Below are 23,246 nucleotides of genomic sequence, written 5' to 3' on the forward strand. Positions count from 1 at the left end.
AAGCCGGACGACGTCAAAGTCGATAGGCCCGACGCACCAGTCCGACGGTCAGTTCGTGCGCCAGCTCTGCCGCTTCCCAATCCGCAAGGCGGTGCTCGGCGACCAGCCGTGCGAGGAAGGCGCAATCGACCCGGCGTGCGACATCATGCCGTGCAGGTATCGAGAGGAACGCGCGCGTATCGTCGTTGAACCCGACGGTGTTGTAGAAGCCGGCGGTTTCGGTGGTCATCTCGCGGAAGCGCCGCATGCCTTCGGGCGAATCATGGAACCACCATGCCGGCCCGAGCCGCAGGCACGGATAATGGCCGGCGAGCGGCGCGAGTTCGCGCGCGTAGGTCGATTCGTCGAGCGTGAAGAGGATGATCGTCAGGTTCGGGTCGTTGCCGACGCGATCGAGCATCGGCCGCAAGCCGTTGACGAAGTCCGCCCGCCCCGGAATATCCGCCCCGCGATCGCGCCCGTGCGTGCCGAACAGCCGCGCATTGTGGTTGCGGACGCTGCCCGGATGGATCTGCATGACCATGCCGTCGTCGATCGACATCCGTGCCATCTCGGTGAGCATCTGTGCGCGGAAGAGTTCGGCATCGGCCGGTGTCGGGTTCGGCGCGATCACGCGTTCGAACAGTGCTGCCGCAGCGCCGGGATCGAGATCGGCGGTGCGGGCGGTGGGGTGGCCGTGGTCGGTCGCGGTCGCACCGGCCGCGCGGAACGCGGCGCGGCGTGCGCGGTGTGCGGCCAGATAGCCGGACCATGTCCAGACGTCCTCTCCGGTCAGCGCGGCGAACCGCTCCATCGTCGGGCGGAATGCCTCGTGCTCGACGTCGATGACGCCGTCGGGCCGATAGGTCGTCACGACGCGACCCTGCCATCCCGACGCGCGGATCGCATGATGCGCCTCGAGCGGATCGTCCGCGCCCTCGGTCGTCGCGAGAAATTCGATCCCGAACCGTTCGAACAGCGCGCGCGGGCGGAACGCGTCGCCGGCGAGCAGCTCGGCGATCCGATCGAAGAACAGGTCGCTGGTCGACGCGTCGAACGCGACGTCGAACCCGAACACCTCGGCGAACACGTGATCGAGCCACCGCTGCGACGGCGTGCCGCGAAACAGGTGGTAATGGCTGGCGAGCGTCCGCCAGGCTTCGCGCGGATCGGTGTTTGGGGTGCCGTCCCGCGAGGGGACACCGAGCCGGTCGAGGTCGATGCCCTGGCTGTAGAGCATGCGGTAGAGATAATGGTCGGGCGCGAGCAACAGGCTCGTGGCATCGGTCCACGGTGCGTTGGTCGCGAACCAGCGCGGATCGGTATGGCCATGCGGCGACACGATCGGCAGCGTGGCGATCTCGGCATAGAGAGCGCGGGCGATCGATCGCTGGTCGGGGTCGCTCGAGAACAGGCGATCGGGAGAGAGGAGGAGCGGGCGGGTCATCGTTCAGGTCGCCGCGGATCGGCGAGCGAGACCGGCCGCATGCGCGATCCCGCGTTCCAGACCGCGAAGCTCCGCAAGGCCACGCATCCGGCCCAGCAGCGAATAACCGGGCAGTGTCCGCTTGGTCAGGTCGTCGAGCATCTGGTGACCGTGATCGGGCCGCATCGGAATCGACCGTCCTTCGCGCATCTGCAGATCGTGGATCGCCGCGACGAGCGACACCATGCCGGCGTCGCCGGCAAGGTGCGCCGCCTCGTGGAACGCGCCGTCCGGTTCGCGCTGAACCGAGCGGAGATGGAGAAAGCCGATCCGCGTGCCGAACCGCTCGATCATGCCGGGCAGGTCGTTGTCGGCACGCGCGCCGAGCGAGCCGGCGCAAAAACACAGGCCGTTGGAGCGATTGGGGACGCGGTTGAACAACGCCGTCATGTCCGCCTCGGTGCTGACCACGCGCGGCAGGCCGAACAGCGCGAATGGCGGGTCGTCGGGATGGACGACGAGGTGCACGCCCAAATCGTCCGCCAACGGACAGACCGCCTCGAGGAACGCGACATGGTTCGCGCGCAGCGTATCGGCATCGATGCCGTCATAGTGCGTCAGCGCCTCGCGGAACCGGTCGACGGTGAAGGTCTCTTCGCTGCCCGGCAGTCCGGCGATGATGTTGCGCTCCAGGCGCGTGCGATCCTCCGCGGTCATCCCCTCGAACCGGCGCGCCGCGCGTGCGACCAGCGCCGGCGAATAATCGCGGTCGGCCCCGTCGCGGCGCAAAATATGCAGGTCGAACACCGCGGCGGCCTCGATCTCGAACCGCAACGCGAGCGCGCCGTCGGGCATTTCCCACGCGAGGTCGGTCCGGGTCCAGTCGATCACCGGCATGAAATTATAGGTGATCGTGGTGATGCCGCAGGCCGCGAGATTGGCCAGGCTTTCGCGGTAGTTGGCGATCAGCTGGTCCCAGTCCGCGCCGCGCGTCTTGATCGCGTCATGGACCGGAAGGCTTTCGACCACCGCCCAGGTTAGCCCGGCGGCCTCGATCATGTCCTTGCGCGCCGCGATCGTCGCCTGCGGCCAGATCTCGCCATTGGGGATGTCGTGCAGCGCGGTGACGATGCCGGTGGCGCCGGCCTGCCGGATATCGCGCAGGCTGACCGGATCCGAGGGTCCGAACCAGCGCATCGTCTCAGTCATCATCATGCGTCAGCACCCTTTCACGCCACATCGGTCGTTGCCCGTTCGGGCCGGCCAATTGGCTATCTAGCGACCGTTGATATGATAGGCCAGCTGCAAAAAATGGTAAGGCCAATTCAAGAAAATACTAGTTTTCCGTGGGTTTTCAGCCGGAGACGTCGAACTATCGATAGCCCGTGGCGGACCGAATCTGGAAAAAAGGAGGGCGCCGTACGGAGTCGCTCGGCGCCCTCAGACTGCGGTCGGCGGCGGCCATGAGGGTAACCACGCCGACCAGGGGACATCGTGACCGCGACCTAGAACTGGAAGTTGACTGCCAGCGCGTAGGTACGACCGAAATAGGAGGTGTACAGCGGATCCTCGCGCACCGTGTCGACGGTCAGGCGGTTGGACTCGTTGGTGATGTTCGACACTTCGGCGATCAGTTTGATGCTGTCGTTGATGTTGTACGAGGCGGACGCATCGACGAAGATCGAGCTTGCGTTCGAAGTCGAGTCCGCGTCCACCGAGCCGCTCGGCACGGCGGTCAGGAACGCAGCGCGGTAGTTTACCGTCGAGCGGATGCTGAACTTCTTGTCCTCGTAATACAGCGTGCCGCTTGCGGTTTCGGGTGACAGGCCGACCAACGGCGCAGTCCGCGAGAGCGTCGGCGAGATCACGTAGTTGATGTTCGACCGGACGCGCGTGAAGTTTCCGAGGACGCCGAAGTTGCTAAGCGCGCCAGGCAGGAAGCGGAACGGCAGCTGGACGTTGACCTCGAAGCCGCGAAGCGGGCCGCCCGGCGTGTTGTTGCTGCGCTGGACGGTGAAGATGTCGCTCGGCCGCAGCTGCGTACCGTTGAGCAGGGTCAGCGGCAGGCCGATATCCTGGAACGCAACCTGCTGGCTGGTGGTCTGGATGTAGCTCTCGATGTTCTTGTAGAAATACGCGACCGAAACCAGCGAGCCGGGTGCGAAATACCATTCGAGCGCCGCGTCGAAGGTGTTGGCGCGGATCGGCTCGAGGAACGGATTGCTGAACGATGCCGTCTGAATGACCAGATTTGCGGAGCCCGCCGGGATGAGCTGCCCGTACGCCGGACGCGACATCACGCGGGCGACGGACGCACGGGCGATGAGATCGGGCGTGATGTCCAGCGCAAGGTTCACCGACGGCAGCCAATCCTCATAGCTGCGGTTGACCTGCGAGATCACGAAGCGCGATGGATACAGCGCCCCGGCCGGCGCCGCCGACGTGATCGGGCCATAGGTGTCCAGCTTGGTATGGATGTAGCGCACGCCGGCATCGCCGCGCAGCGCGAAGGGGAGGCTGTTCGCGGTGTTGAACTTCACCATCGCATAGCCAGAGCCATATTTCTCGTAGACGCCGCCGAACGTGCCCTTGGCGCACTCGATGCTGCAATAGGCGTAACTCGAGAGGTTGACTGCGTCGCGGAACTTGTCTGGATCGACCGAGACGAAATCCTGCAATTGGCCGTCGAGGTTCTTGCCGATCCCTGTCGTCGTGGTCGTAAGGCTTGCCAAGCTCACGCCTGCCGGCAGGGCGAGTGGCGTGTTGGTGGCGAGCTGGCGTTCGCGCGCGGTGTATTTGTTGGTGCGATACTGGCCGCCGACCTGGATCGTGAAGTCAGGCGCGGCTTCCCATTCGCCGTTCAGATCGAACGTCTTGCTGGTGATCGTGTTGCGGCGGATGAAGTTCGACAACTGGCCACGCTGGTCGCCATTGGCCAGCGGCGGCCCGTACTGGAACAGCGCGGCATTGGTGGTGTCGATCCCGTAGTCGATCTTCGGAATGTCGGGATTGTCGCGGAAATCGATCGCGAAATTGCGGCTGTCGTTCGAATCGATCGCGACCTGCAGGCGATCGACGTCCAGTTTCGACTGGTTGATGCCGGCGAGGCCGAAGATCCGGACGGTATCGGAAAAGCGGTGGTCGAAGTTGAGGTTCACCTGGCGATACGTCGAGGTGAACTTTTCGTTCTGCATCTCGGAGCGCAGATCGACGCCGTCGAACAGGCCGTGGACCAGCGACCCGTTGCTATCGACCTCGATATCGCGGACCGACGTCAGCGGCTGGCCGTTGTTCGAGATCGCGCGACCGAACGAGCGCGCATCGAAATAGGTGTCGAGGCGGTCGACCTTGAAGCGCGAATACAGGCCGTCGATCGAGATGTCGGTCCGGTCGGTGGGCTTCCACTGCAGAGACAGCGTGCCGGCGAGCCGCTCCTGCTCCTGCCGGCTTTTTGCGGGTCGCGGCAAGCGTGGTAGGAACACGCCGCCGCCGGGGCGGCCGTTCACGCCGGTGCGGCTCATGACATAGTCATAGGCGGCCTGCGTGCTGGTACGCGGGTTGCCGGTGCTGCAATTGTTGGCGTCCGATCCGATCGGCACGCCGTTCGGCTGGGTGTAGCCGCCGACCGGGCTGGTGGTCGGGGCGCCCTTGTAGCTATAGCCGATCGGGGTGCAGAACGGGAAGATGACGCCGGCGTTGGCGGTGCCGGCCGGCTGTGCCTGGCCGTAGAGGGTGCTCGGCACGACATCGGCGGCGGAATACGCGTATTCCTCGATATGCCGCTTCGAATAGGCGACGCTGCCGAGCACGCCGAACGTGTCGCCGAGCTTCTTCGAGACCAGCGCGGACAGGCGCGGATCGGCCTTCTTGCTGATATCGTTGTAGATCCCGCGCGCGGTGGCGGAAAAGACGAAATCCTTCTTCTGGTCGAAAGGCTTGGGTGCGCGCAGATCGACGGTCGCGCCGAGCGAGCCCTCCTCGACGTCGGCGGACTGCGTCTTGCGGACCGACAATGCCGAGAAGATCTCGGTCGGGAAGGTCACGAAATCGAACGAGCGGCCGGTTGCGACGCCGCCGCGAATATCGGTGCCGCTGACTTGGCTGACGCCTTCCATGCCGTTGATGCGGACGCGCGTGAACTGCGCGCCGAGCCCGCGGACCGAGATGTTGCGGCCTTCGCCGCCATCGCCGCGCGACAATGCGACGCCGGGGATGCGCTGCATCGACTCGGCGAGGTTGGAGTCGGGAAACTTGCCGATGTCCTCGGCGACGATGCTGTCGATCGCGGCGGTCTCGCGGCGCTTCTGGTTCAGCGCGTTGGTGAGCGCGGCGCGGAACCCGGTGACGACGATGTCGGCTTCCTGGGGATCCGCCTGACTGGGCGCCGTGTCGGTCTGGGCGGTGCTGGGCTGGCCGGTGCTGGGCTGGGAGGTGGGCGTCTCAGACGTGGCTGGCTGGTCGTGCGGGGCCATCGGGCCCGTCGCAGGCGCCGCTGCCGATGTGGTCAATTGCTGACCGAAGGCCGGCGTCGCGATCAACAGACTGACGAGACTGGTCGAGATTAACAGTCGACGCTTGTCGAAGCTTTTGCAGCTCATATCCCCGCTCCCTTTAGGCATAGGCGTACGGGTTGCCCGCCGCCTGAATGTCCTTGCGCCAACTTATAATCTGTTAGCTTGAACCGTCAGGTAGCAGGTAGAAATCGCCATGACAATAGCGGGATATTGGTCGGACAACTCCCGCGCGAAGCACGGTTCCGTGCGGCTTTGGTAAGGTTCGCCCCCCGAGAGCCTCAACCTCGCCGAGCGCCAAATCTCAAACGAACTCCGGCAATCCCGGCCTCGTGCGAATCAGACCGAGCGGCGGGCAAGGGCGCGGCGGCGCTGGCTGGCTTCGGCGCGGACGCGTTCGACGGCTTCGGTTTCGGTCACCTCGAGCAGGTGATCGATGACCCGCGACAGATGATCGCGCATCGCGTTGCGGGCATCGATCGGCGACCTGGCTTCCAGTGCGCTCAGGATCCGTCCATGCTCGTCCATGCGATTCTGCGTGCCGAGGCTGCCGGCCTTCGACAGGACCTCGCGCGCGAGCGGCGAGCGGAAGCGCATGTCCCAGAAGTCGGTGACCGCGGAAATGATCACCGCATTGCCGGTGGCCTCGGCGATCACGATGTGAAAACGACGATCGGCCGCCTCGGCGGCGGCGGTATCTTCCTTCGACATCACGGTCAAAAGCTCCCGCAATTCAAGCAGGTGCGCCTCGTCGATCTCGGTCGCCGCGACCGCCGCGACCTCGCCTTCGAGCAGCCGGCGCGCTTCGATGATCTCGAAGGCGCCGATATCGAGTTCCTTGTCCTCATCGACGGTGGACGAGGCGAGCACGAACACGCCAGAGCCTTTTCGCGCCTCGACAAGACCCTTCATTTCCAGTGCGATCATGGCTTCGCGGACGGTCGGGCGGCTGACCTGGAAGCGTTCGGTCAGGTCGCGTTCGGCGGGGAGCCGCGAGCCGACCGGAAACGCGCCGCCGGCGATGTCGGCGATGATCGCCTGCACGATTTTTCGGTAGAGTTTGCCGCCGCCTTCAACCACGCTCATCGCCGTCCTCGCTTGTATCAAGGGCCCTTGCCGAACGGCCGCCCGAAATCCCCGTGTGCCGGATCGTCCTTTGCGTTGCGCGCGCAATCGTCAAGGTGGACCTAAGTCCAGTCCGCGTTACCATCCGATTAAAATGTCTTACAATCCTATTGCATGTGGCCCGACCACAATCTACTGCCTTGGACAGGAGAGGCCGAACCGGCGCGACAAGCCGACGGCAAACGATGCGAGAAGACCGGGCTTCGTCCGGTGGGACGATGTCCGCCCCGGTCTTGCAGAAAAGATAAAAAGGGGAAGCGCTTTGGCTCGAAAGCTCGCAATTCTGGCTTTGATCGCGGCACCGCTTGCGACCTTGTCGTCGGTGCCGGCAGCGACGCAAGGGAAGCCCAAGGCCGAGGCGCAACAGAAGGCGCCGTGGCGCGACGTGACGCCGCGGGCAGGTCTTGCCGGCTTTCACGCGACCGGCGGCAACGCGACCTACGGGGTCGAAAATGGCGAGCTCGTCGGCCGCGCCGAGCCGGGGAAGACCAATAGCTGGCTGGTCTCCGACGCGCAGTATGGCGACTTCATCCTCGAATTCGATGCCAAGACCGATCCTGCGCTGAATTCCGGCGTCATGATCCGCGGCCAGAGCCGGCCCGATTATCGCAACGGCGTCGTCTTCGGCTATCAGGCCGAGATCGATCCGTCGTCGCGGCGCTGGAGCGCAGGGCTGTACGACGAGCAGCGTCGCCAGTGGCTCTATACGCTCGGCCGCAACGAGGCCGCCCGCCAGACCTTCCGCTCGGGCGACTGGAATCACTACCGCGTCGAGGCGATCGGCACGCGGTTGCGGACATGGATCAACGGGGTGCCGGCCGCCGACGTCGTCGACGACATGGATGCGCTCGGCTTCATCGCCTTCCAGGTCCACGCCATTCCCGACGCCGAGGCTGCGCGGCATCCCGAAGCACGGTTCCGCAACGTGCGGATGATCACCGACGGCGCCGCGCGCTTCGCGTTGCCCGCGACCCGGATCGATCAGCAGGGCTGGCTGCCCAACCGGCTGTCGGCGGGCGAGCAGCGCGAAGGCTGGACCTTGCTGTGGGACGGCAAGACGACGAAGGGCTGGCGTAGCGCCAAGGGACCGGCGTTTCCCAAGAAGGGCTGGTCGCTCGCCGATGGCCTGCTGACCGTCGAGGGCGCGGGGGGTGCCGAGTCGACCAATGGCGGCGATATCGTCACGACGCGCGACTACCGGAATTTCGAGCTCTCGGTCGATTTCCGGCTGACGCCGGGTGCGAACAGCGGGATCAAGTATTTCGTCGATTCGACGCTGCTCAAAGGCGAAGGATCGGCGATCGGGCTGGAATATCAGCTGCTCGACGATGCGCGCCATCCCGATGCGAAGATGGGCCGCGACGGCAACCGCACGATCGGCTCGCTCTACGACCTGATCACCGCCCGCAACCTCTCCGATCCCGACAGCCCCGGCAAGCGCGTCAACCCGCCGGGCGAATGGAACCGCGCGGTGCTGGTCGTCCGCGGTCGGCATGTCGAGCATTGGCTGAACGGCTTCAAGGTCGTCGAATACGAGCGCGGATCGCCCGCCTTCCGCGCGCTGGTCGCGCAGAGCAAATATGCGAAATGGCCGAAGTTCGGCGAAGCGCAGCAGGGGCCGATCCTGTTGCAGGATCACGGCAACCGCGTCGACTTCCGGTCGATCAAGCTGCGCGAACTCTGAGGGGGATGGGACGATGCTAGACCGCCGTACGATGATGACGGGTGCCGGCGCCGCGCTGGGCGTGGCGATGAGCGCGCGCAGCTATGCGCAGATCAAGGGCGCGAACGACCGTATTCGCGTCGGGATCGTCGGCGTGAACGGGCGCGGGCAGGCGCACATGGGCGCCTTCACCAAACTGCCCAACGTCGCGATCACGCATTTCTGCGATGTCGATTCCGACGTGCTGGCCAAGCGCGCGGCGCAGTTCACCGCGCGCGGCAATCCGGCACCGACGACCGAGGGCGATTACCGCCGCATGTTCGACAACAAGGCGATCGACATCGTCACCGTGGCGACGCCGGATCACTGGCATGCCAAGCTCGCGATCGATGCGATGAACACCGGCCACCACGTCTATTGCGAGAAGCCGATCGGCATCGCGCCGGCGGAAGGCGAGGCGATGATCGCGGCGCAGAAGCGGACCGGCCGCCAGCTGCAGGTCGGCAACCAGCAGCGGTCCAGCCCGGAGACGAAGCAGTTGCTGGCACTGGTCCAGGCCGGCGAGCTCGGCGACGTGTACGAGGCGCAGACCTGGTATGCGAACAATCGCGGCTCGATCGGCAACGGGCACGTCGCGACGCCGCCCGCCAATCTGAACTGGGATATGTGGCAGGGGCCACGCCCGCGCGGCCCGTATCGGTCGAACCTGGTGCCCTACAACTGGCACTGGTTCTGGAAATACGGCACCGGCGAGCTCTGCAACAACGCGATGCACGAACTCGACGTCGCGCGCTGGCTGATGGGGCTGACCTATCCCAAGACCGTGATCGCGCAGGGCGCGAAGCATTTCCACCGCGGCGATGATTGGGAAATGTACGATTCGCTCGGCCTCGACCTGCTCTACGACAATGATCGCGCGATCCGCTGGAACGGTCAGAGCTGCAATTCGATGCTGACCTACGGGCGGGGCCGCGGCGTGTTGCTGCTCGGTACCAAGGGATCGGCGGTGGTCGATCGCAACGGCTTCGAACTGTACGATCTGGCGGGCAAGTCGCTGCGCAAGGTCATGGCCGCCGCCACCTCCGAAACCACCGGCACGGTCGGCGAGGGGATCCTCGATGTCTATCATGCCGGCAATCTGGTCGACGTGATCCGCGGCCGCGCCAGCGCGCTCGCCTCGCCGATCGCCGAGGGGCATATCAGCACCACGCTCTGTCACCTGGGCAACATCGCCTATCGCACGAACAGCGAACTGACGATCGATCCGAAGACCGGCAAGCCGGCGGGCGCGGAGGCGATGAAGCTGTGGTCGGTCGCCTACGAACCCGGCTGGGAGGTCAAGGCCTGAGACCGATGGCGATCGCGGCAGACGTCGAGCGCTTCCTGGCGATGGGCACGCGCGTCGAACTCCACCGGTTCGGCAGCGGCGACGACGACGCGCTGTCGGCCGCTCGGCGTGCGATCGAGGCGGTCGACGACGCGTTGACGATCCACCGTCCCTCGGCGACGACCGCGCTCAACGAGGCGCTGATGGCGGGCGGCAGCGCAGCGATCGACGACCCGGTGCTGTTCGCGGCGCTGGTCGAGATCGACGCGGTCCATGCGCTGACGGAGGGGCTGTTCGATCCGGCGGCCGATCGTCGGTTCGCCGGGGCAGGGTGGGGCGATCTCGTGTTCGACCGGACCGCCGCGCGGATCACCGCGATGCGGCCCCTGGCGCTCGATTTCGGCGGGTTCGGCAAGGGCTTCGCGCTCGACCGCGCCTGCGCGGCGTTGCGTGCGGCCGGTGTCCGGTCGGCGTGCCTGTCGGCCGGCGAGAGTTCGCTCGCGGTGGTCGGCGAGCATCCGCTGGGTGGCGGCTGGCCGTTCGCGATCCCGCATCCGCTGCGCCCCGGCGAGACGCTGCTGGAGCTCGACCTCACCGACGAGTCGCTGTCGATATCGTCGACCGTGGGGGCAGGGGTCCATGCGCCCGACCGCGCGGCGATGATCCGGCCAGCCGACGGGACGTTGGTCACTGCGGCGCGCTGTACGGTGGCGGTCGACCGCCTCGGGGCGCGCGCCGAGGCGATGAGTACCGCGCTGCTGGTCGCCGACGACGACCATGCCAAGCGATTGTTGCAGGGCGGGGCGAAAACCCGTTTCCTGTTCGATCTATCCGAGGACGCGGCATCGCCCGCCCGATCAACCAGGATGTATGCGTGATGACCGATACGGATTTCGAGCTGAGCCGGCGATCGTTCCTCGATCGCGTGCTGGTCGCGACGGCCAGCGCGGGAATGGCGGCGGCGGCGCCCTGGGCGGTATCCGCGGCCGGCGCGGCGCCGTCGAAGACCGACCGGATCCGGATCGGCGTGATCGGCACCGGAGACCGAGGTCGTACGCTGATCCAGAACATCGCCAAGACGCGCAACTGCATGGTGGCCGCGATCTGCGACAATTATGCGCCGCATCTGGAGAAGGCGCGTCCGTATGTCGGTGCGACGACCCGTACCTTCGCCGATCACCGCGCGATGCTGGACGCTGGCGGGCTGGACGCGGTGGTGATCGCGACACCGCTCGATCGGCATGCGCGGCACAGCTTCGACGCGTTCGACGCGGGCCTGCACGTGTGGTGCGAAAAGGCGATGGGGCGGACGATCGCCGATTGCGGCGCGATGGTGAAGCGCGCGCAGGACAGCCGCAAGGTGCTGCAGATCGGCCACCAGCGGATGTTCCACCCGACCTATCTCAATGCGCTGCGCCGGACGAAAGCGGGCGAGATCGGGTCGATCACGCAGATCCGCGCCAGCTGGCACCGCAACAACAGCTGGCGCCGGCCGGTGCCGGCCGACGCTACCGACCGGCAGATCAACTGGCGCCTGTACCGCGACAGTTCGGCTGGATTGATGACCGAACTGGCGACGCATCAGCTCCAGGTCGGCAACTGGTTCCTCGATGCCGTGCCGACCCGCGTGATGGGCTCGGGCAGCCTCTGCTTCTGGAAAGACGGTCGCGAGGTCTACGACCATGTCGCGCTGATCTACGAATATGCGGGCGGTCGCAAACTGATCTACACCTCGCTGCTGAACAACGCGCGCTATGGCTGCGAAGAGCAGATCCAGGGCAGCAAGGGCACGATCGAGCCCGAGCTCGGGCGGATCTACCAGGAGATACCGGCCAAGGTGCTCGCGCTCCAGCGGATGCAGAAGGACGTGGCGCGCGGGCATAAGCGCACCGTGCCGATCGGTGGCGCGACGTGGTTCCCCGAGTTGCCCGTCACGACGCCGGGCGAGTCGCTCGGCTGGGGCGAATATGACGAGACGCTGCTCCAGTTCGAGGGGTTCGGCGAAGCCGTCCGCGCGGGCAAGCCGCTGCCCGGCCTGTTGGCGCAGGCCTATAACGCCAGCGTCGCGTCGCTGCTCGGCGAACAGGCGATGGATCGCGGTACCGCACTGACCTGGCCGACGTCTCTGGTCGCAATTTGAGGGGGAAATAGTCGTGACCGATACCAACAGACGCGCACTTCTCGGGCTGTCCGCAGGCCTTGCCGCCGGCATCGCCGCCGATGCGTTCGCGCAATCCGCCACGCGTGGCGATGCGCCGACCGAGGGCGCGCCGGCACGCGCCGCCCCGGACGCGAAATACCGCGTCCCGTTCGCGGTGATCGGGATGGATCACAACCACATCTTCGGCATCACCGACGCGGTCGTGCGCGGTGGCGGTGTGCTGACGACCTTCTACGCCACCGACCCCAAGCAGATCGCGATGTTCCGCAAGCGTTACGGCGACGTGCCGCTCGCGCGCTCGGTCGACGAGATCCTCGACAATCGTGCGATCAAGCTGGTGTGCAGCGCCGCCATTCCTGCCCTCCGTGCACCGCTCGGCATCCGGGTGATGCGCGCGGGCAAGGACTATCTGAGCGACAAGGCGGCGGTGACGACGCTGCAGCAGCTCGCCGAGGTGCGTCGTACGATCAAGGAAACCGGTCGCAAGTTCGCGATCATGTATTCCGAGCGACTGGAGGTGCCCGCCGCGGTCATGGCCGGGCAGCTGGTGCATGACGGCGCGATCGGTCGCGTGATCCAGACGATCAACCTGGCCCCGCACCGCCTGTCCGCTCCCAGCCGTCCGGACTGGTTCTGGGACCCGGCGCGCAACGGCGGCATCCTCACCGATGTCGGCAGCCATCAGGCGGACCAGTTCGTCTATCTGACCGGCAGCAAGCGCGCGAAGGTGCTGGCGTCGCAAACCGGGAATTTCGGCAATCCCCAGCATCCCAAGTTCGAGGATTTCGGCGACATGATGCTGCAGGGCGACGGCGGCACGGGCTATGTCCGGGTCGACTGGTTCACGCCCGACGGCCTGTCGACCTGGGGCGACGGCCGCCTCTTCATCCTCGGCACCGAGGGCTATATCGAACTGCGCAAATACGTCGATATCGCCGGGCGGCCGGGCGGCAACCACCTGTTCATCGCCGATCGCAAGGGCATGCGCTACCTCGATTGCTCGAAGGTGCCGTTGCCGTTCGGACCGCAGTTCATCACCGATATCGTCGAGCGCACGTCCGTGGCGCAGGACCAGGACGGCGCGCTGCTCGCGGCCGAACTGGTGCTGACCGCCGAAGCGCATGCGACCCGCGCGACGGAGTTCAGGGCCCAGAAATGATGGCCGTCCGACGGGGTCGGCGGCCTCGTCGAACGTCACTCGGCGGGGGGGGCGGTGCTGCGCCGTACGACGAGTTCGTGCTGCAAGGTCACCTGCTGCGACGGGCTTTCGACGCCGCGCAGGATATCGACGAGCAGTTCGACCGCGCGGCGGCCGATCAACCCCTTGGGTTGGGCGATCGTGGTCAGCGCGGGCTGGAAATAGCGCGCCAGCGGCAGGTCGTCGAAGCCCATTACCGAGATGTCGCCCGGACAGGACAGGCCGGCGTCGCCGATCGCGCTGAGCGCGCCCATCGCCATCTCGTCGCTGAAGCAGAAGATCGCGGTCACGTTCCGCGTCAGCAGGTCCGCGGTGCGTTCGAACGCCGATTCGGCCGCGTAGTCGCCGATCCGCACGAGCAGGCGATCGCCCAGGCCATGACGTTCCGCCGCGGCGATCGCCCCGGCGAGGCGATCGCGGCTGATCGGGCTGATCTCGGGGCCGGTGATGACACCGATCGCGCGGTGACCGAGCGCGATCAGATGCTCGATCGCGTCGGCGCTCGCCGCGGCATTGTCGATATGGACGCTGGGGACACCGATCTCGGGGCTGTATTCGCAGCCATTGACGATCGGCGCGGCGGCGCCCTTGCGCGCCAGCAGCGCCGCGAGACGGGCGGGCAGGCGGTGGCCGAGGAAGATCAGCCCGTCCACTTCGCGGCGCGACAGCATGTCCGCATATTGATCCTCGACGGCCGGGTCATGGCGCGTGTCGCCGACCACTACCGAATAGCCGGCATCGCGCGCCGCTTCCTCGGCACCGCGGATGACGCTGGCGAAGAACGCGTTGGAGATGTCGGGCACGGTCAGCAGGATCTTGGCGGCCCTCAGCGTCCGCAGGCTCCGGGCGGCGACGTTGGGCGCGTAGCCCGAGGTGTGGACGATCTCGAGCACGCGTCGTCGCGTCTCTTCGGAGACTTGTTCGGGGCGGCTGAGCACGCGCGATACCGTTGCGGTAGAGACGCCCGCCATCGCTGCGACTTCGATGATCGTCGGCATCGGACCGTCATGGATCGCGTCGGCCGCGGTGTCGATAGCGATCGAATGTAATCCTTTACATCGCGGCGCGGGCTCCGTAGCCTTGGATCAAGACACGCAGGGCAACTGCGATCGGAGAGGTGACGGATGGCGCTTGCAGACGATGGATCGAACCCCGGAATGACGGGCTCGGCGGGCGGCATGCTGACGGGTCGCCTTAGCGCGATGATGTTCATGCAGTTCTTCGTCTGGGGCGCCTGGACGGTGACTCTCGGTCTCGTCATGCAGACGGTCGGCATCGGCAACCTCATCGGCAACGCGTTCTCGGTCGGACCGATCGCATCGATCGTCGGCTCGTTCCTGCTCGGCATGGCGGCGGCGCGCTACGTCGCTCCGCGGATGCTGATGGTGATCCTGCACCTGATCGGCGGCGTGCTGTTGTTCGTGCTGCCGTCGCTGGTGACACCGGAGAAGGGCGGGACCTTCGTCTGGCTGCTGCTGTGCTACATGATCCTCTACATGCCGACGGTCGGCCTTGCGAACACGATCGCGCTGAAGAGCTTTGGCGAGCGCACCGACAAATTCCCGTTCGTCCGCGCGTTCGGCACGCTCGGCTGGATCACGGCAGGGTTGATCATCGGCTGGGCAGGGTTGTCGGCGAGCCCCGAGATCTTCCGCGTCGCTGCGGTCGTGTCGATCGCGCTGGGCCTCTACAGCTTTACGCTGCCGAACGTGACGGCGGATGCGCCGCGCGACGAGAGCGTGCTCCGCCAGGTGTTCTGCGTCGAGGCGTTCGGGTTGCTCAAGCAGCGCTCGTTCCTGATCTTCATGACTTGCGCGACGCTGATCTCGATCCCGCTCGCCATGTATTATGCCTATGCCTCGCCCTATGTCGGCGCGACCGGAATCAGCAACGTCGGCGGCACGCTGGCGATCGGGCAGATGTCCGAACTCGTCTTCATGTTCTCGATGCCGTGGCTGTACCGTCGGTTCGGCGTGAAGCCGCTGCTGCTGGTCGGCATGGCGGCATGGGCGTTGCGCTACGCCTTGTTCGCGATCGGCGACGGCGGTTCGTCGATCTGGGCAGTCTATCTCGGCGTCGCGCTGCACGGCGTGTGCTACGATTTCTTCTTCGTCGCGGGCGCGATCTATACCGGTACGATCGCCACGCCGAAGGGCGTCAACGCGCAGGCGCAGGGCATGCTGACGCTGTTCACCTACGGCGTCGGGATGCTGCTCGGCTCGCAGATCGGTGCGTTGCTGTATGCGCAGCTGCCCGCTGCGCCGACCATCGCCGACTGGCAGCATATGTGGTGGTATCCCGCGATCGCCGCCGCGGTGATCGCGCTGCTGTTCCAGTTCACGTTTCGCGACGACACCAGGAAGATCGCAGCATGACCGGCATGAAGGGCCCCGGGATATTCCTCGCGCAGTTCCTCGGTGACGAGGCCCCGTTCGATACGCTCGACGGGCTGGCGGAATGGGCGGCTGGCCTCGGCTATGTCGGCGTCCAGATCCCGTGCAACGCGCAGTTGATCGACCTGAAGCTCGCCGCGGAGAGCAAGACCTATTGCGACGACCTTCGCGGGACGCTCGCCGAGCACGGCATCGAAGTCACCGAACTGTCGACGCATCTGCAAGGCCAGCTCGTCGCGGTGCACCCGGCGTACGACACGCTGTTCGACGGCTTCGCGCCGCCTGAGGTTCACGGCAAGCCCGCCGAGCGCCAGCTCTGGGCGGTCGAGCAGGTCAAGCTCGCGGCGAGGGCCAGCGCCAATCTCGGGCTGTCTGCGCATGCGACCTTCTCGGGCGCGCTGGCATGGCCGTACGTGTATCCCTGGCCGCAACGCCCCGCCGGGTTGATCGAGGAGGCGTTTGCCGAACTCGCGCGCCGCTGGACGCCGATCCTCGACGTGTTCGAAGAGGCGGGTGTCGATTGCGCGTTCGAGGTGCATCCGGGCGAGGATCTCCATGACGGCGCGACGTGGGAACGCTTTCTTGCCGCGGTCGACAACCATCCGCGTGCGCGCCTGCTGTTCGATCCGTCGCATTTCGTGTTGCAGCAGCTCGACTATCTCGACTTCATCGACCGCTATCACGAGCGGATCTCGTGCTTCCACGTCAAGGATGCCGAGTTCAATCCGACCGGGCGAACCGGCGTGTATGGCGGGTATGAGAACTGGGTCGACCGGGCAGGGCGCTTTCGCTCGCTCGGCGATGGGCAGGTCGATTTCTCCGGCATCTTCAGCAGACTCGCGCAATATGGCTATGACGGCTGGGCAGTGCTCGAATGGGAGTGCGCGCTCAAGCGATCGGACGACGGGGCGCGTGAAGGTGCGCCGTTCATCCGCGATCACATGATCCGGCTGACCGAGCGCCCGTTCGACGATTTCGCCGCCAGCGGCATCGACAGGGCTGCGATCCGCAACCTGCTCGGACTGTCGGAGGAGCAGGCGTGAGTCGGCTTCGTCTGGGCATGGCCGGTGGCGGGGAGGGGGCGTTTATCGGCGCTGTCCACCGCATGGCGGCGGCGCTCGACGGCGACTGGGATCTGGTCGCGGGCGCGTTCAGCACCGATGCCGGGCGCAACACGCGGACCGGGGATCTGCTCGGACTGGATGCGCAGCGCGTCTATCCGTCGCTCGACGCGATGATCGCGCACGAACGCACGTTGCCCGCGGACGAACGGATCGACGCGCTGGCAGTCGTTACCCCAAACTACCTGCACGCCCCGATGGCGATCGCCGCGCTCGACGCCGGCTTCCACGTGTTCTGCGAAAAGCCGATGGCGATGAGCGTCGTCGAGGCGGAGGCTATCGCCGCCGCCGCCAAGGCCAGCGGTCGGCAGTTCGCGCTGGCGTTCACCTACAGCGGCTACCCGCTGATCGAAGAGGCGCGGGCTCGGATCGCGCGCGGCGACCTGGGGGCGATCCGGTTGGTGCAGGTCGAATATCTGCAGGGCTGGCTGAGCCTGCCGATCGACACGGACGGCAACAAGCAGGCCGAGTGGCGCACCGATCCCGCGCGCGCCGGGCTTGGCGGATGCCTTGGCGATATCGGCACGCACGCCTTCCAGCTTGCCGAGCATGTGTCGGGCTTGCGCGTCGACGCGGTGTCGGCCGATCTCACGACGCACGTCGCGGGCCGCCGGCTCGACGACGACGTCAGCGCGCTGCTGCGGTTCGAGAATGGTGCGCGCGGCGTGCTCAAGGCGAGCCAGGTCGCGGCGGGCGAGGAGAACGGGCTCAAGCTGCGGATTTACGGCGAGCGTGGCGGGCTGGAATGGGCGCAGATGGAGCCGAACACGCTGACGCTGCGCTGGCTCGACCGACCGGCCGAGATCGTGCGGACAGGTGGCCCCGGCATGCTCGACGCCACCGCCATCCTGGTGCGTACACCGGCGGGTCATCCTGAGGGATATATCGAGGCGTTCGCCAACCTCTACCGCGCGTTCGCCTCGGCAGCCCGCGGGGATGGTGACGAACGCTGGTATCCGGGTGTGACCGATGGACTGCGGACGATGCGGTTCATCGAGGCGGTCATCGCCAACGCTGCGTCGGACCGGAAATGGACAATGATCGATTCGGGAGAGAAGAAATGAAGCGTTTCATGTGCCTCGGCATGGGTAGCATCTCCGCAGTAGCGCTGGCCGTAATCTGCGCGCCGATCACCGCACAGACCGCGCCGCCGCCAGCGTTCGGCGCGTGCAAGGCCTGCCATACCGTCACCAAGGGCGGCCGGAACGGGGTCGGCCCGAACCTGTACGGGGTGACCGGACGCGCCGCCGCCGCGGCGCCCGGTTTCAACTATTCGTCCGCGTTGAAGGCGTCGAAGCTGCGCTGGGACGACAAGACGCTCGACGAGTATCTCGCCGCGCCGTCGAAGAAGGTGCCGGGTACGCGGATGCCGATCTCCACGCCGGATGCGGCCAAGCGCGCCGCGATCATCGCGTACCTCAAAGCAGAGGGTGCGAAGTGAGGGCGTGCCGCGCATGACGCTTTCGCGCCGAACGCTGCTGGCTGCGGGGGCCGCCGCTTCGCTGGTGCCGGCGCTGGCCGTCGGTCAGCGCCGATCAGGCACGAACGCGGCGCGTTTCTCGCTCGCCTATGCGCCGCATGAGGGCAGTTTTCCCAGCCGCGGCGGTCTGCTCGAGCAGATCGCCTACGCGGCCGACCAGGGTTTCACCGCCTGGGAGGATAACGAGGCCGCCGCCCGCCCGGTCGCGCAGCAGGAGAGCATGGCCAAGGCGCTCGCGCAGCGCGGCATGACGATGGGCGTGTTCGTCGCCAGCATGCCCAAATGGGCAAAGTCGCGGCCGTTGCTTGGCGCGAACGACGGCGCCGAGCGCGAGGCGTTCCTCGCCGACATCCGCGCCTCGGTCGACGTGGCCAAGCGGCTGAATGCAAAGCGGATGACCGTGGTCACCGGGTTCATGGACCCCAAGGTCCCGGTCGATATTCAGACCGCGCGCGTGATCGACGCGATGCGCCGCGCCGGCGATATCGTCGCGCCATCGGGTGCGGCGATGGTGATGGAGCCGCTCAACACGCGGACCAACCATCCCGGCGTGTACATGCAGACGATCTCGCAGGGCTATGCGGTTGCGCGCGGGGCCAACAGCCCGGCGGTGAAAGTCCTTGCCGACCTGTATCACGAGCAGATCCAGTCGGGGAACCTGATCCCCACGCTGGCAACCTGCTGGAGCGAGATCGGCTATATCCAGTTCGGCGACAATCCGGGCCGCAACGAGCCGTCGACCGGCGAGATCAACTACAGCTCGATCGTGAAATGGCTGAAGGCGCAACGCTACACCGGCGTGATCGGGATGGAACACGGCAATTCGGTCACCGGACGCGCAGGCGAGGACCGCCTGATCGCCGCCTATCGCGCGATCGACGCGGCATGAGAGGGGTAAGCATGAAAAAATTTGTGATGGCTGGCGTCGTCGTAGCGGCGATGAGCGTGCCGGTCGCGGCGCAGGAGAAGCCCGGCTTCAAGGACACGCCGATGCTGCCCGGCGGGAAATGGCACGTTCATGATTCCGACCGACCCGCGTCGGTGGTCGTTGCGCCCGCTGCCACCGCCGGCGGTCCGCCCGCCGACGCGGTCGTGCTGTTCGACGGACGCTCGCTCGATGCCTGGAAGCCCGATCGTATCGCGTGGCCGATCGACAAGGGCGTCCTGACGATCCCCTCGCGTGCGAAGAGCGGTGGCGAGAACAATCTCGTCTCGAAGCAGAGCTTCGGCGACGTGCAGATGCATCTCGAATTCCGCTCGCCCAACCCGCCGACCAAGACCTCGCAGGATCGCGGCAACAGCGGCATCTGGTTCATGCAGCGCTACGAACTGCAGATTCTCGACGGCTACCAGAACCCGACCTATGCCGATGGCACCGTCGGCGCGGTCTATGGCTGGAAGCCACCGCTGGTGAACGCCGCGCGGCGCCCCGGCGAATGGCAGACCTACGACATCGTGTTCGAACGCCCGCGCTTCGCGGCCGACGGCAGCCTGCTCCGCCCGGCCTATGTCACCGCGTTGCTGAACGGCGTGCTCGTCCAGAACCATCAGGCGATGCTCGGCACGACGATCTGGCGCAAGGTCGCCAGTTACACCGCGCACGCCGATGCCGCGCCGATCCAGCTCCAGGATCACGATTCGCCGGTGTCGTTCCGCAACATCTGGGTCCGTCCGCTCACAGAGGCGGCGATCGCGCAGGATCTTGGAAAGGACGGTAAATGATCGACCGCAGAACAGCACTGGCCGGTGTCGTCGCGATGTTCGGCACGGCCTTGTATGCGCCGATCGCCCGCGCGGCCGGCGTCGCGGCAACAGCAGGTGCCGCGGCCGGCATCCCGGTCATCAGCGAGGGGCCACCGAGCGTCGCGGTCTTCACAGCCCCGCAGCGCGCGTTGATGACCGCGCTCAGCGAACGCGTCCTGCCTACTACCGATACGCCGGGCGCGATCGCTGCGGGGGTCCCGGCCTATATCGAGAAACTGCTGGCCGACTGGGCCGCGCCCGCCGATCGTGTGCCGATCCTCGCAGGACTCGACGCGATCGAGGCGCGCAGTCTCAAGGACTATAAGGTCGCAGGCGCAAAGGCGACCGCGGCGCAGCACGACGCACTGCTCACGCTCGCGATGAACGACCAGATCCCCTCTGGCGGCGTCTTCTTCGAGGCGTTCCGGCAGCTCGTCGTCACCGGCTACTACACGTCCGAAATCGGCATGACGCAGGAGCGCGAATACCTGCCGGTGCCGGGCGAATATAACGGTCAATTCCCCTATTCTCAGGTCAACAAGGTGTATTCCGCATGATCCTCACCCGCAGAAACCTGCTTGTCGGCACGGGGGCCGTCGCCGCGCTTGCGGTCGTGGGAGGGGCGCCAGCCTCGGCCGCGCAGCTGAAGGCGATCGGCCTGCAACTCTACACGGTCCGCGAGCTCTTCCAGAAGAACCCGGTCGGCACGCTCGAGTCGGTCGCCCGGATCGGCTACCGCGAGGTCGAGTTCGGCGGTGGCGGCTATGACGGCATGGACCATGCGATGCTGCGCAAGACGATGGACCGGCTCGGCCTCAAGGCGCCCTCGGCGCACATCAGCTACGAGGCACTGCTCCAGCGGTTCGACCAGTCTGTGACGATGGCCAAGACGCTTGGCGCGACGACGGTCGTGCTGCCCTACATGACCGCCGAGCATCGCACCGAACAGGCGTGGCAGGCGGCGCTACCCAATTTCAACCGCATCGCTGCGGACCTGAAAAAAGTAGGGCTGGGCTTTGCCTATCACAACCATGATTTCGAATTCACCACCAAGCCGGGTGGTGTCAGCCTGTACGACCGGCTGTTGAAGGAAACCGATCCTGCGCTGGTGAAGCTCGAGCTCGACCTCTACTGGGCCGCGCATGCCGGCGAGGATCCCAAGACGCTGATCGATCGGCTGTCGCAGCGGCTTTATGCCTATCACGTCAAGGATATGCGCGCGGATCGCAGCATGACCGCGGTCGGGCAGGGCACGATCGACTTCGCCGCGCTCTTCAAGGCGAAGGGCAGCGCCGGCGTGCAGCATTTCTACGTCGAGAACGACGAGGCGCCCGCGCCGTATCTGCCCGACATCACCACCAGCTTCCGGACGTTGCGCGCGCTGCGTTTCTGAGTTCGACAGGGAGAAACAATCATGGCTGCGACCAACAGGTTCGACGCGATCGTCATCGGATCGGGCGTAAGCGGAGGCTTCGCCGCGAAGGAACTCACCGAAAAGGGCCTTCGCGTCCTGATGCTGGACCGTGGCAAGATGGTCGAGCACGGCGAGGGCTACACCTATGACGGCAAGCCCGCCTACGAGGTGCCGGCGCGCAACATCATGCCCAAGGCGTTGATGGAAAGCGACTACTTCATCGGCAAGCATGGCTATGTCCAGCCCAGCAACCGCGAGTTCCACAACGACGACCGGCTGAACCCTTACGCCTATGACGAGGGCAGCAAGTTCTACTGGATCCGGCCGGGCGCGGTTGGCGGCAAGTCGCTGATCTGGGGCCGCTGGTGCTTCCGCTGGAGCCCCGCCGATTTCGAGGCAAACAAGCGCGACGGCATCGATGGCGACTGGCCGATCCGCTATGACGACGTCGCGCCGTGGTACAGCTATGTCGAGAAATATATCGGCGTGTCGGGCTCGCGCGAGAACCTGCCCTATCTGCCCGACAGCGAATTCCAGCCGCCGATGCCGATGAACGTGGCGGAGAAATGGCTCAAGCAGAGCCTCGAGGCCAAGTTCCCCGGCCGCAAGCTGATCAACACGCGGCTGTCGAACATGACCGAGGACAAGCCGGATCAGAACCGCACGAAGTGCCAGTTCCGCAACCAGTGCGGCAATGGCTGCTCGTTCGGCGCCTATTTCTCGACCCAGGCGGTGACGTTGCCGGCGGCGCGCGCAACCGGCCGGCTGACGCTGCAATCGGATGCCGTCGTCACCAGCCTCGACTACGACGCGTCCGGCAAGCGCGTGACGGCGGTGCGCTACATCGATGCGAAGACCGGGCAGGCGGAGCGGGTCGAGGCCGATCTGATCTTCCTGTGCGCCTCGGCGATCGCGTCGACGCAGATCCTGATGAACTCGCGCGCACCCGGCAGCGAGCGGAGCCACTTCGACGACAGCGGTACGCTCGGGCGCTACGTGATGGATCACATCTTCCGCGTCGGGATCGAGGGCGACATCGCCGGCATGGAGGAGTTCATCGAGTTCGGCCGTCGTCCGGGCGGGGTGTATGTCCCGCGGTTCCGCAACATCGGCGGCGACGACGGTGTCGGCTTCAAGCGCGGCTATGGCTATCAGGGCAGCGCCTACCGCAACCCCGCCGCGCCCGTCGGGTTCGGCGCATCGATGAAGCACGGCATGCGCAAATACGCCCCGTGGCGGTTCAGCATGGGCGCGTTCGGCGAATGCCTGCCCTATGCGGATAACCGCATCTCGCTCCACGCCAGCAAGGTCGATCGCTACGGCGTGCCGCTCGTGCGGTTCGACGTCCGCTTCCGCGAGAACGAGTTGCGGATGATGGCGGATGCTCGGACGCAGGGCGAGGCGATGCTGAAGGGTGCCGGCCTCACCAACGTGACAAGCTCCGAAAAGGAACACGTCCCCGGCGATGCGATCCACGAGATGGGCGGCGCTCGCATGGGTCGCGATCCGCGCAGTTCGGTCCTGAACGCCTGGAGCCAGGCGCATGCCGCGTCCAACCTGTACGTCACCGATGGCGCGCAGATGGCGTCGATCTCGTGCGTGAATCCGTCGCTCACCTTCATGGCGCTGACCGCCAGGGCTGCGGATCATGCGGTCAAGCAGCTGAAGAAAGCCTAGCCGATATTCGTGAAGTCGCTGCGAGGTG

General features: G+C 66.1%; 19 protein-coding genes. 14 read left to right on the forward strand and 5 right to left on the reverse strand.

Annotation, left to right across the window (positions count from 1 at the left end):
• Positions 1-13 precede the first annotated feature (13 nt).
• The 4 genes from uxaC to O6Y00_RS07300 all read right to left on the reverse strand — a co-directional run bounded on the left by uxaC (position 14) and on the right by O6Y00_RS07300 (position 7,002).
• Positions 14-1,426, reverse strand: a complete 1,413-nt coding sequence (gene uxaC, locus O6Y00_RS07285; protein WP_353441945.1) for a glucuronate isomerase — start codon at positions 1,424-1,426, stop codon at positions 14-16.
• 3 nt (positions 1,427-1,429) lie between these two features.
• Entirely contained in the window at positions 1,430-2,620 is a 1,191-nt protein-coding gene (uxuA, locus tag O6Y00_RS07290; RefSeq protein WP_353441946.1) for a mannonate dehydratase, read from the reverse strand.
• Positions 2,621-2,910: 290 nt separating this feature from the next.
• Positions 2,911-6,003, reverse strand: a complete 3,093-nt coding sequence (locus O6Y00_RS07295; RefSeq protein WP_353441947.1) for a TonB-dependent receptor — start codon at positions 6,001-6,003, stop codon at positions 2,911-2,913.
• A 252-nt stretch (positions 6,004-6,255) separates the two neighbouring features.
• On the reverse strand, positions 6,256-7,002 hold the full coding sequence (locus O6Y00_RS07300) for a FadR/GntR family transcriptional regulator (RefSeq protein ID WP_353441948.1): 747 nt from the start codon (positions 7,000-7,002) through the stop codon (positions 6,256-6,258).
• A gap of 301 nt (positions 7,003-7,303) precedes the next feature.
• On the opposite strand from O6Y00_RS07300, the gene O6Y00_RS07305 reads away from it, so the two are divergent.
• From O6Y00_RS07305 to O6Y00_RS07325, 5 genes are read left to right on the forward strand one after another with little or no spacing between them, the layout of a single operon-like run.
• Positions 7,304-8,725: a 3-keto-disaccharide hydrolase gene (locus O6Y00_RS07305; RefSeq protein WP_353441949.1), complete on the forward strand. Its 1,422-nt coding sequence runs from the start codon at positions 7,304-7,306 to the stop codon at positions 8,723-8,725.
• A gap of 13 nt (positions 8,726-8,738) precedes the next feature.
• Positions 8,739-10,052 (forward strand): Gfo/Idh/MocA family protein, encoded by a 1,314-nt coding sequence (locus tag O6Y00_RS07310; RefSeq protein WP_353441950.1) that lies wholly within the window; start codon positions 8,739-8,741, stop codon positions 10,050-10,052.
• 5 nt (positions 10,053-10,057) lie between these two features.
• Entirely contained in the window at positions 10,058-10,909 is an 852-nt protein-coding gene (locus O6Y00_RS07315; RefSeq protein WP_353441951.1) for an FAD:protein FMN transferase, read from the forward strand.
• Entirely contained in the window at positions 10,909-12,171 is a 1,263-nt protein-coding gene (locus O6Y00_RS07320; RefSeq protein ID WP_353441952.1) for a Gfo/Idh/MocA family protein, read from the forward strand. Before O6Y00_RS07315 ends, O6Y00_RS07320 begins: the two co-directional genes overlap by 1 nt.
• A 13-nt stretch (positions 12,172-12,184) precedes the next feature.
• Positions 12,185-13,351, forward strand: coding sequence for a Gfo/Idh/MocA family protein (locus tag O6Y00_RS07325; protein WP_353441953.1), 1,167 nt, complete (start codon positions 12,185-12,187; stop codon positions 13,349-13,351).
• A gap of 35 nt (positions 13,352-13,386) precedes the next feature.
• Here O6Y00_RS07325 and O6Y00_RS07330 read toward each other — a convergent pair whose 3' ends face one another.
• Positions 13,387-14,388 carry a LacI family DNA-binding transcriptional regulator gene (locus O6Y00_RS07330; RefSeq protein WP_353441954.1) on the reverse strand — a complete coding sequence of 334 codons (1,002 nt, stop codon included), beginning with the start codon at positions 14,386-14,388 and terminating at the stop codon, positions 13,387-13,389.
• A gap of 126 nt (positions 14,389-14,514) precedes the next feature.
• On the opposite strand from O6Y00_RS07330, the gene O6Y00_RS07335 reads away from it, so the two are divergent.
• The 9 genes from O6Y00_RS07335 to O6Y00_RS07375 are packed head-to-tail and all read left to right on the forward strand — an operon-like array spanning position 14,515 to position 23,218.
• Positions 14,515-15,765, forward strand: a complete 1,251-nt coding sequence (locus tag O6Y00_RS07335) for an MFS transporter (RefSeq protein WP_353441955.1) — start codon at positions 14,515-14,517, stop codon at positions 15,763-15,765.
• Positions 15,762-16,826: a sugar phosphate isomerase/epimerase family protein gene (locus tag O6Y00_RS07340; RefSeq protein ID WP_353441956.1), complete on the forward strand. Its 1,065-nt coding sequence runs from the start codon at positions 15,762-15,764 to the stop codon at positions 16,824-16,826. The genes O6Y00_RS07335 and O6Y00_RS07340 overlap by 4 nt, the downstream gene beginning before the upstream one ends.
• A 17-nt stretch (positions 16,827-16,843) precedes the next feature.
• Positions 16,844-17,968, forward strand: a complete 1,125-nt coding sequence (locus O6Y00_RS07345; protein WP_353442246.1) for a Gfo/Idh/MocA family protein — start codon at positions 16,844-16,846, stop codon at positions 17,966-17,968.
• Positions 17,965-18,345, forward strand: a complete 381-nt coding sequence (locus O6Y00_RS07350; protein WP_353441957.1) for a c-type cytochrome — start codon at positions 17,965-17,967, stop codon at positions 18,343-18,345. Before O6Y00_RS07345 ends, O6Y00_RS07350 begins: the two co-directional genes overlap by 4 nt.
• 13 nt (positions 18,346-18,358) lie before the next feature.
• Positions 18,359-19,273, forward strand: coding sequence for a hydroxypyruvate isomerase family protein (locus tag O6Y00_RS07355; protein WP_353441958.1), 915 nt, complete (start codon positions 18,359-18,361; stop codon positions 19,271-19,273).
• A gap of 26 nt (positions 19,274-19,299) precedes the next feature.
• The gene (locus O6Y00_RS07360) at positions 19,300-20,106 is read left to right on the forward strand and encodes a 3-keto-disaccharide hydrolase (RefSeq protein ID WP_435368604.1); all 807 of its coding nucleotides are present in this window, start codon (positions 19,300-19,302) and stop codon (positions 20,104-20,106) included.
• On the forward strand, positions 20,103-20,684 hold the full coding sequence (locus O6Y00_RS07365) for a gluconate 2-dehydrogenase subunit 3 family protein (RefSeq protein WP_353441960.1): 582 nt from the start codon (positions 20,103-20,105) through the stop codon (positions 20,682-20,684). Before O6Y00_RS07360 ends, O6Y00_RS07365 begins: the two co-directional genes overlap by 4 nt.
• Entirely contained in the window at positions 20,681-21,520 is an 840-nt protein-coding gene (locus O6Y00_RS07370) for a sugar phosphate isomerase/epimerase family protein (RefSeq protein ID WP_353441961.1), read from the forward strand. The genes O6Y00_RS07365 and O6Y00_RS07370 overlap by 4 nt, the downstream gene beginning before the upstream one ends.
• Positions 21,521-21,541: 21 nt before the next feature.
• Positions 21,542-23,218 carry a GMC family oxidoreductase gene (locus tag O6Y00_RS07375; protein WP_353441962.1) on the forward strand — a complete coding sequence of 559 codons (1,677 nt, stop codon included), beginning with the start codon at positions 21,542-21,544 and terminating at the stop codon, positions 23,216-23,218.
• Positions 23,219-23,246: the final 28 nt, after the last annotated feature.

It is taken from the genome of Sphingomonas faeni, from assembly GCF_040407565.1.
Lineage (GTDB): Bacteria > Pseudomonadota > Alphaproteobacteria > Sphingomonadales > Sphingomonadaceae > Sphingomonas > Sphingomonas faeni_F.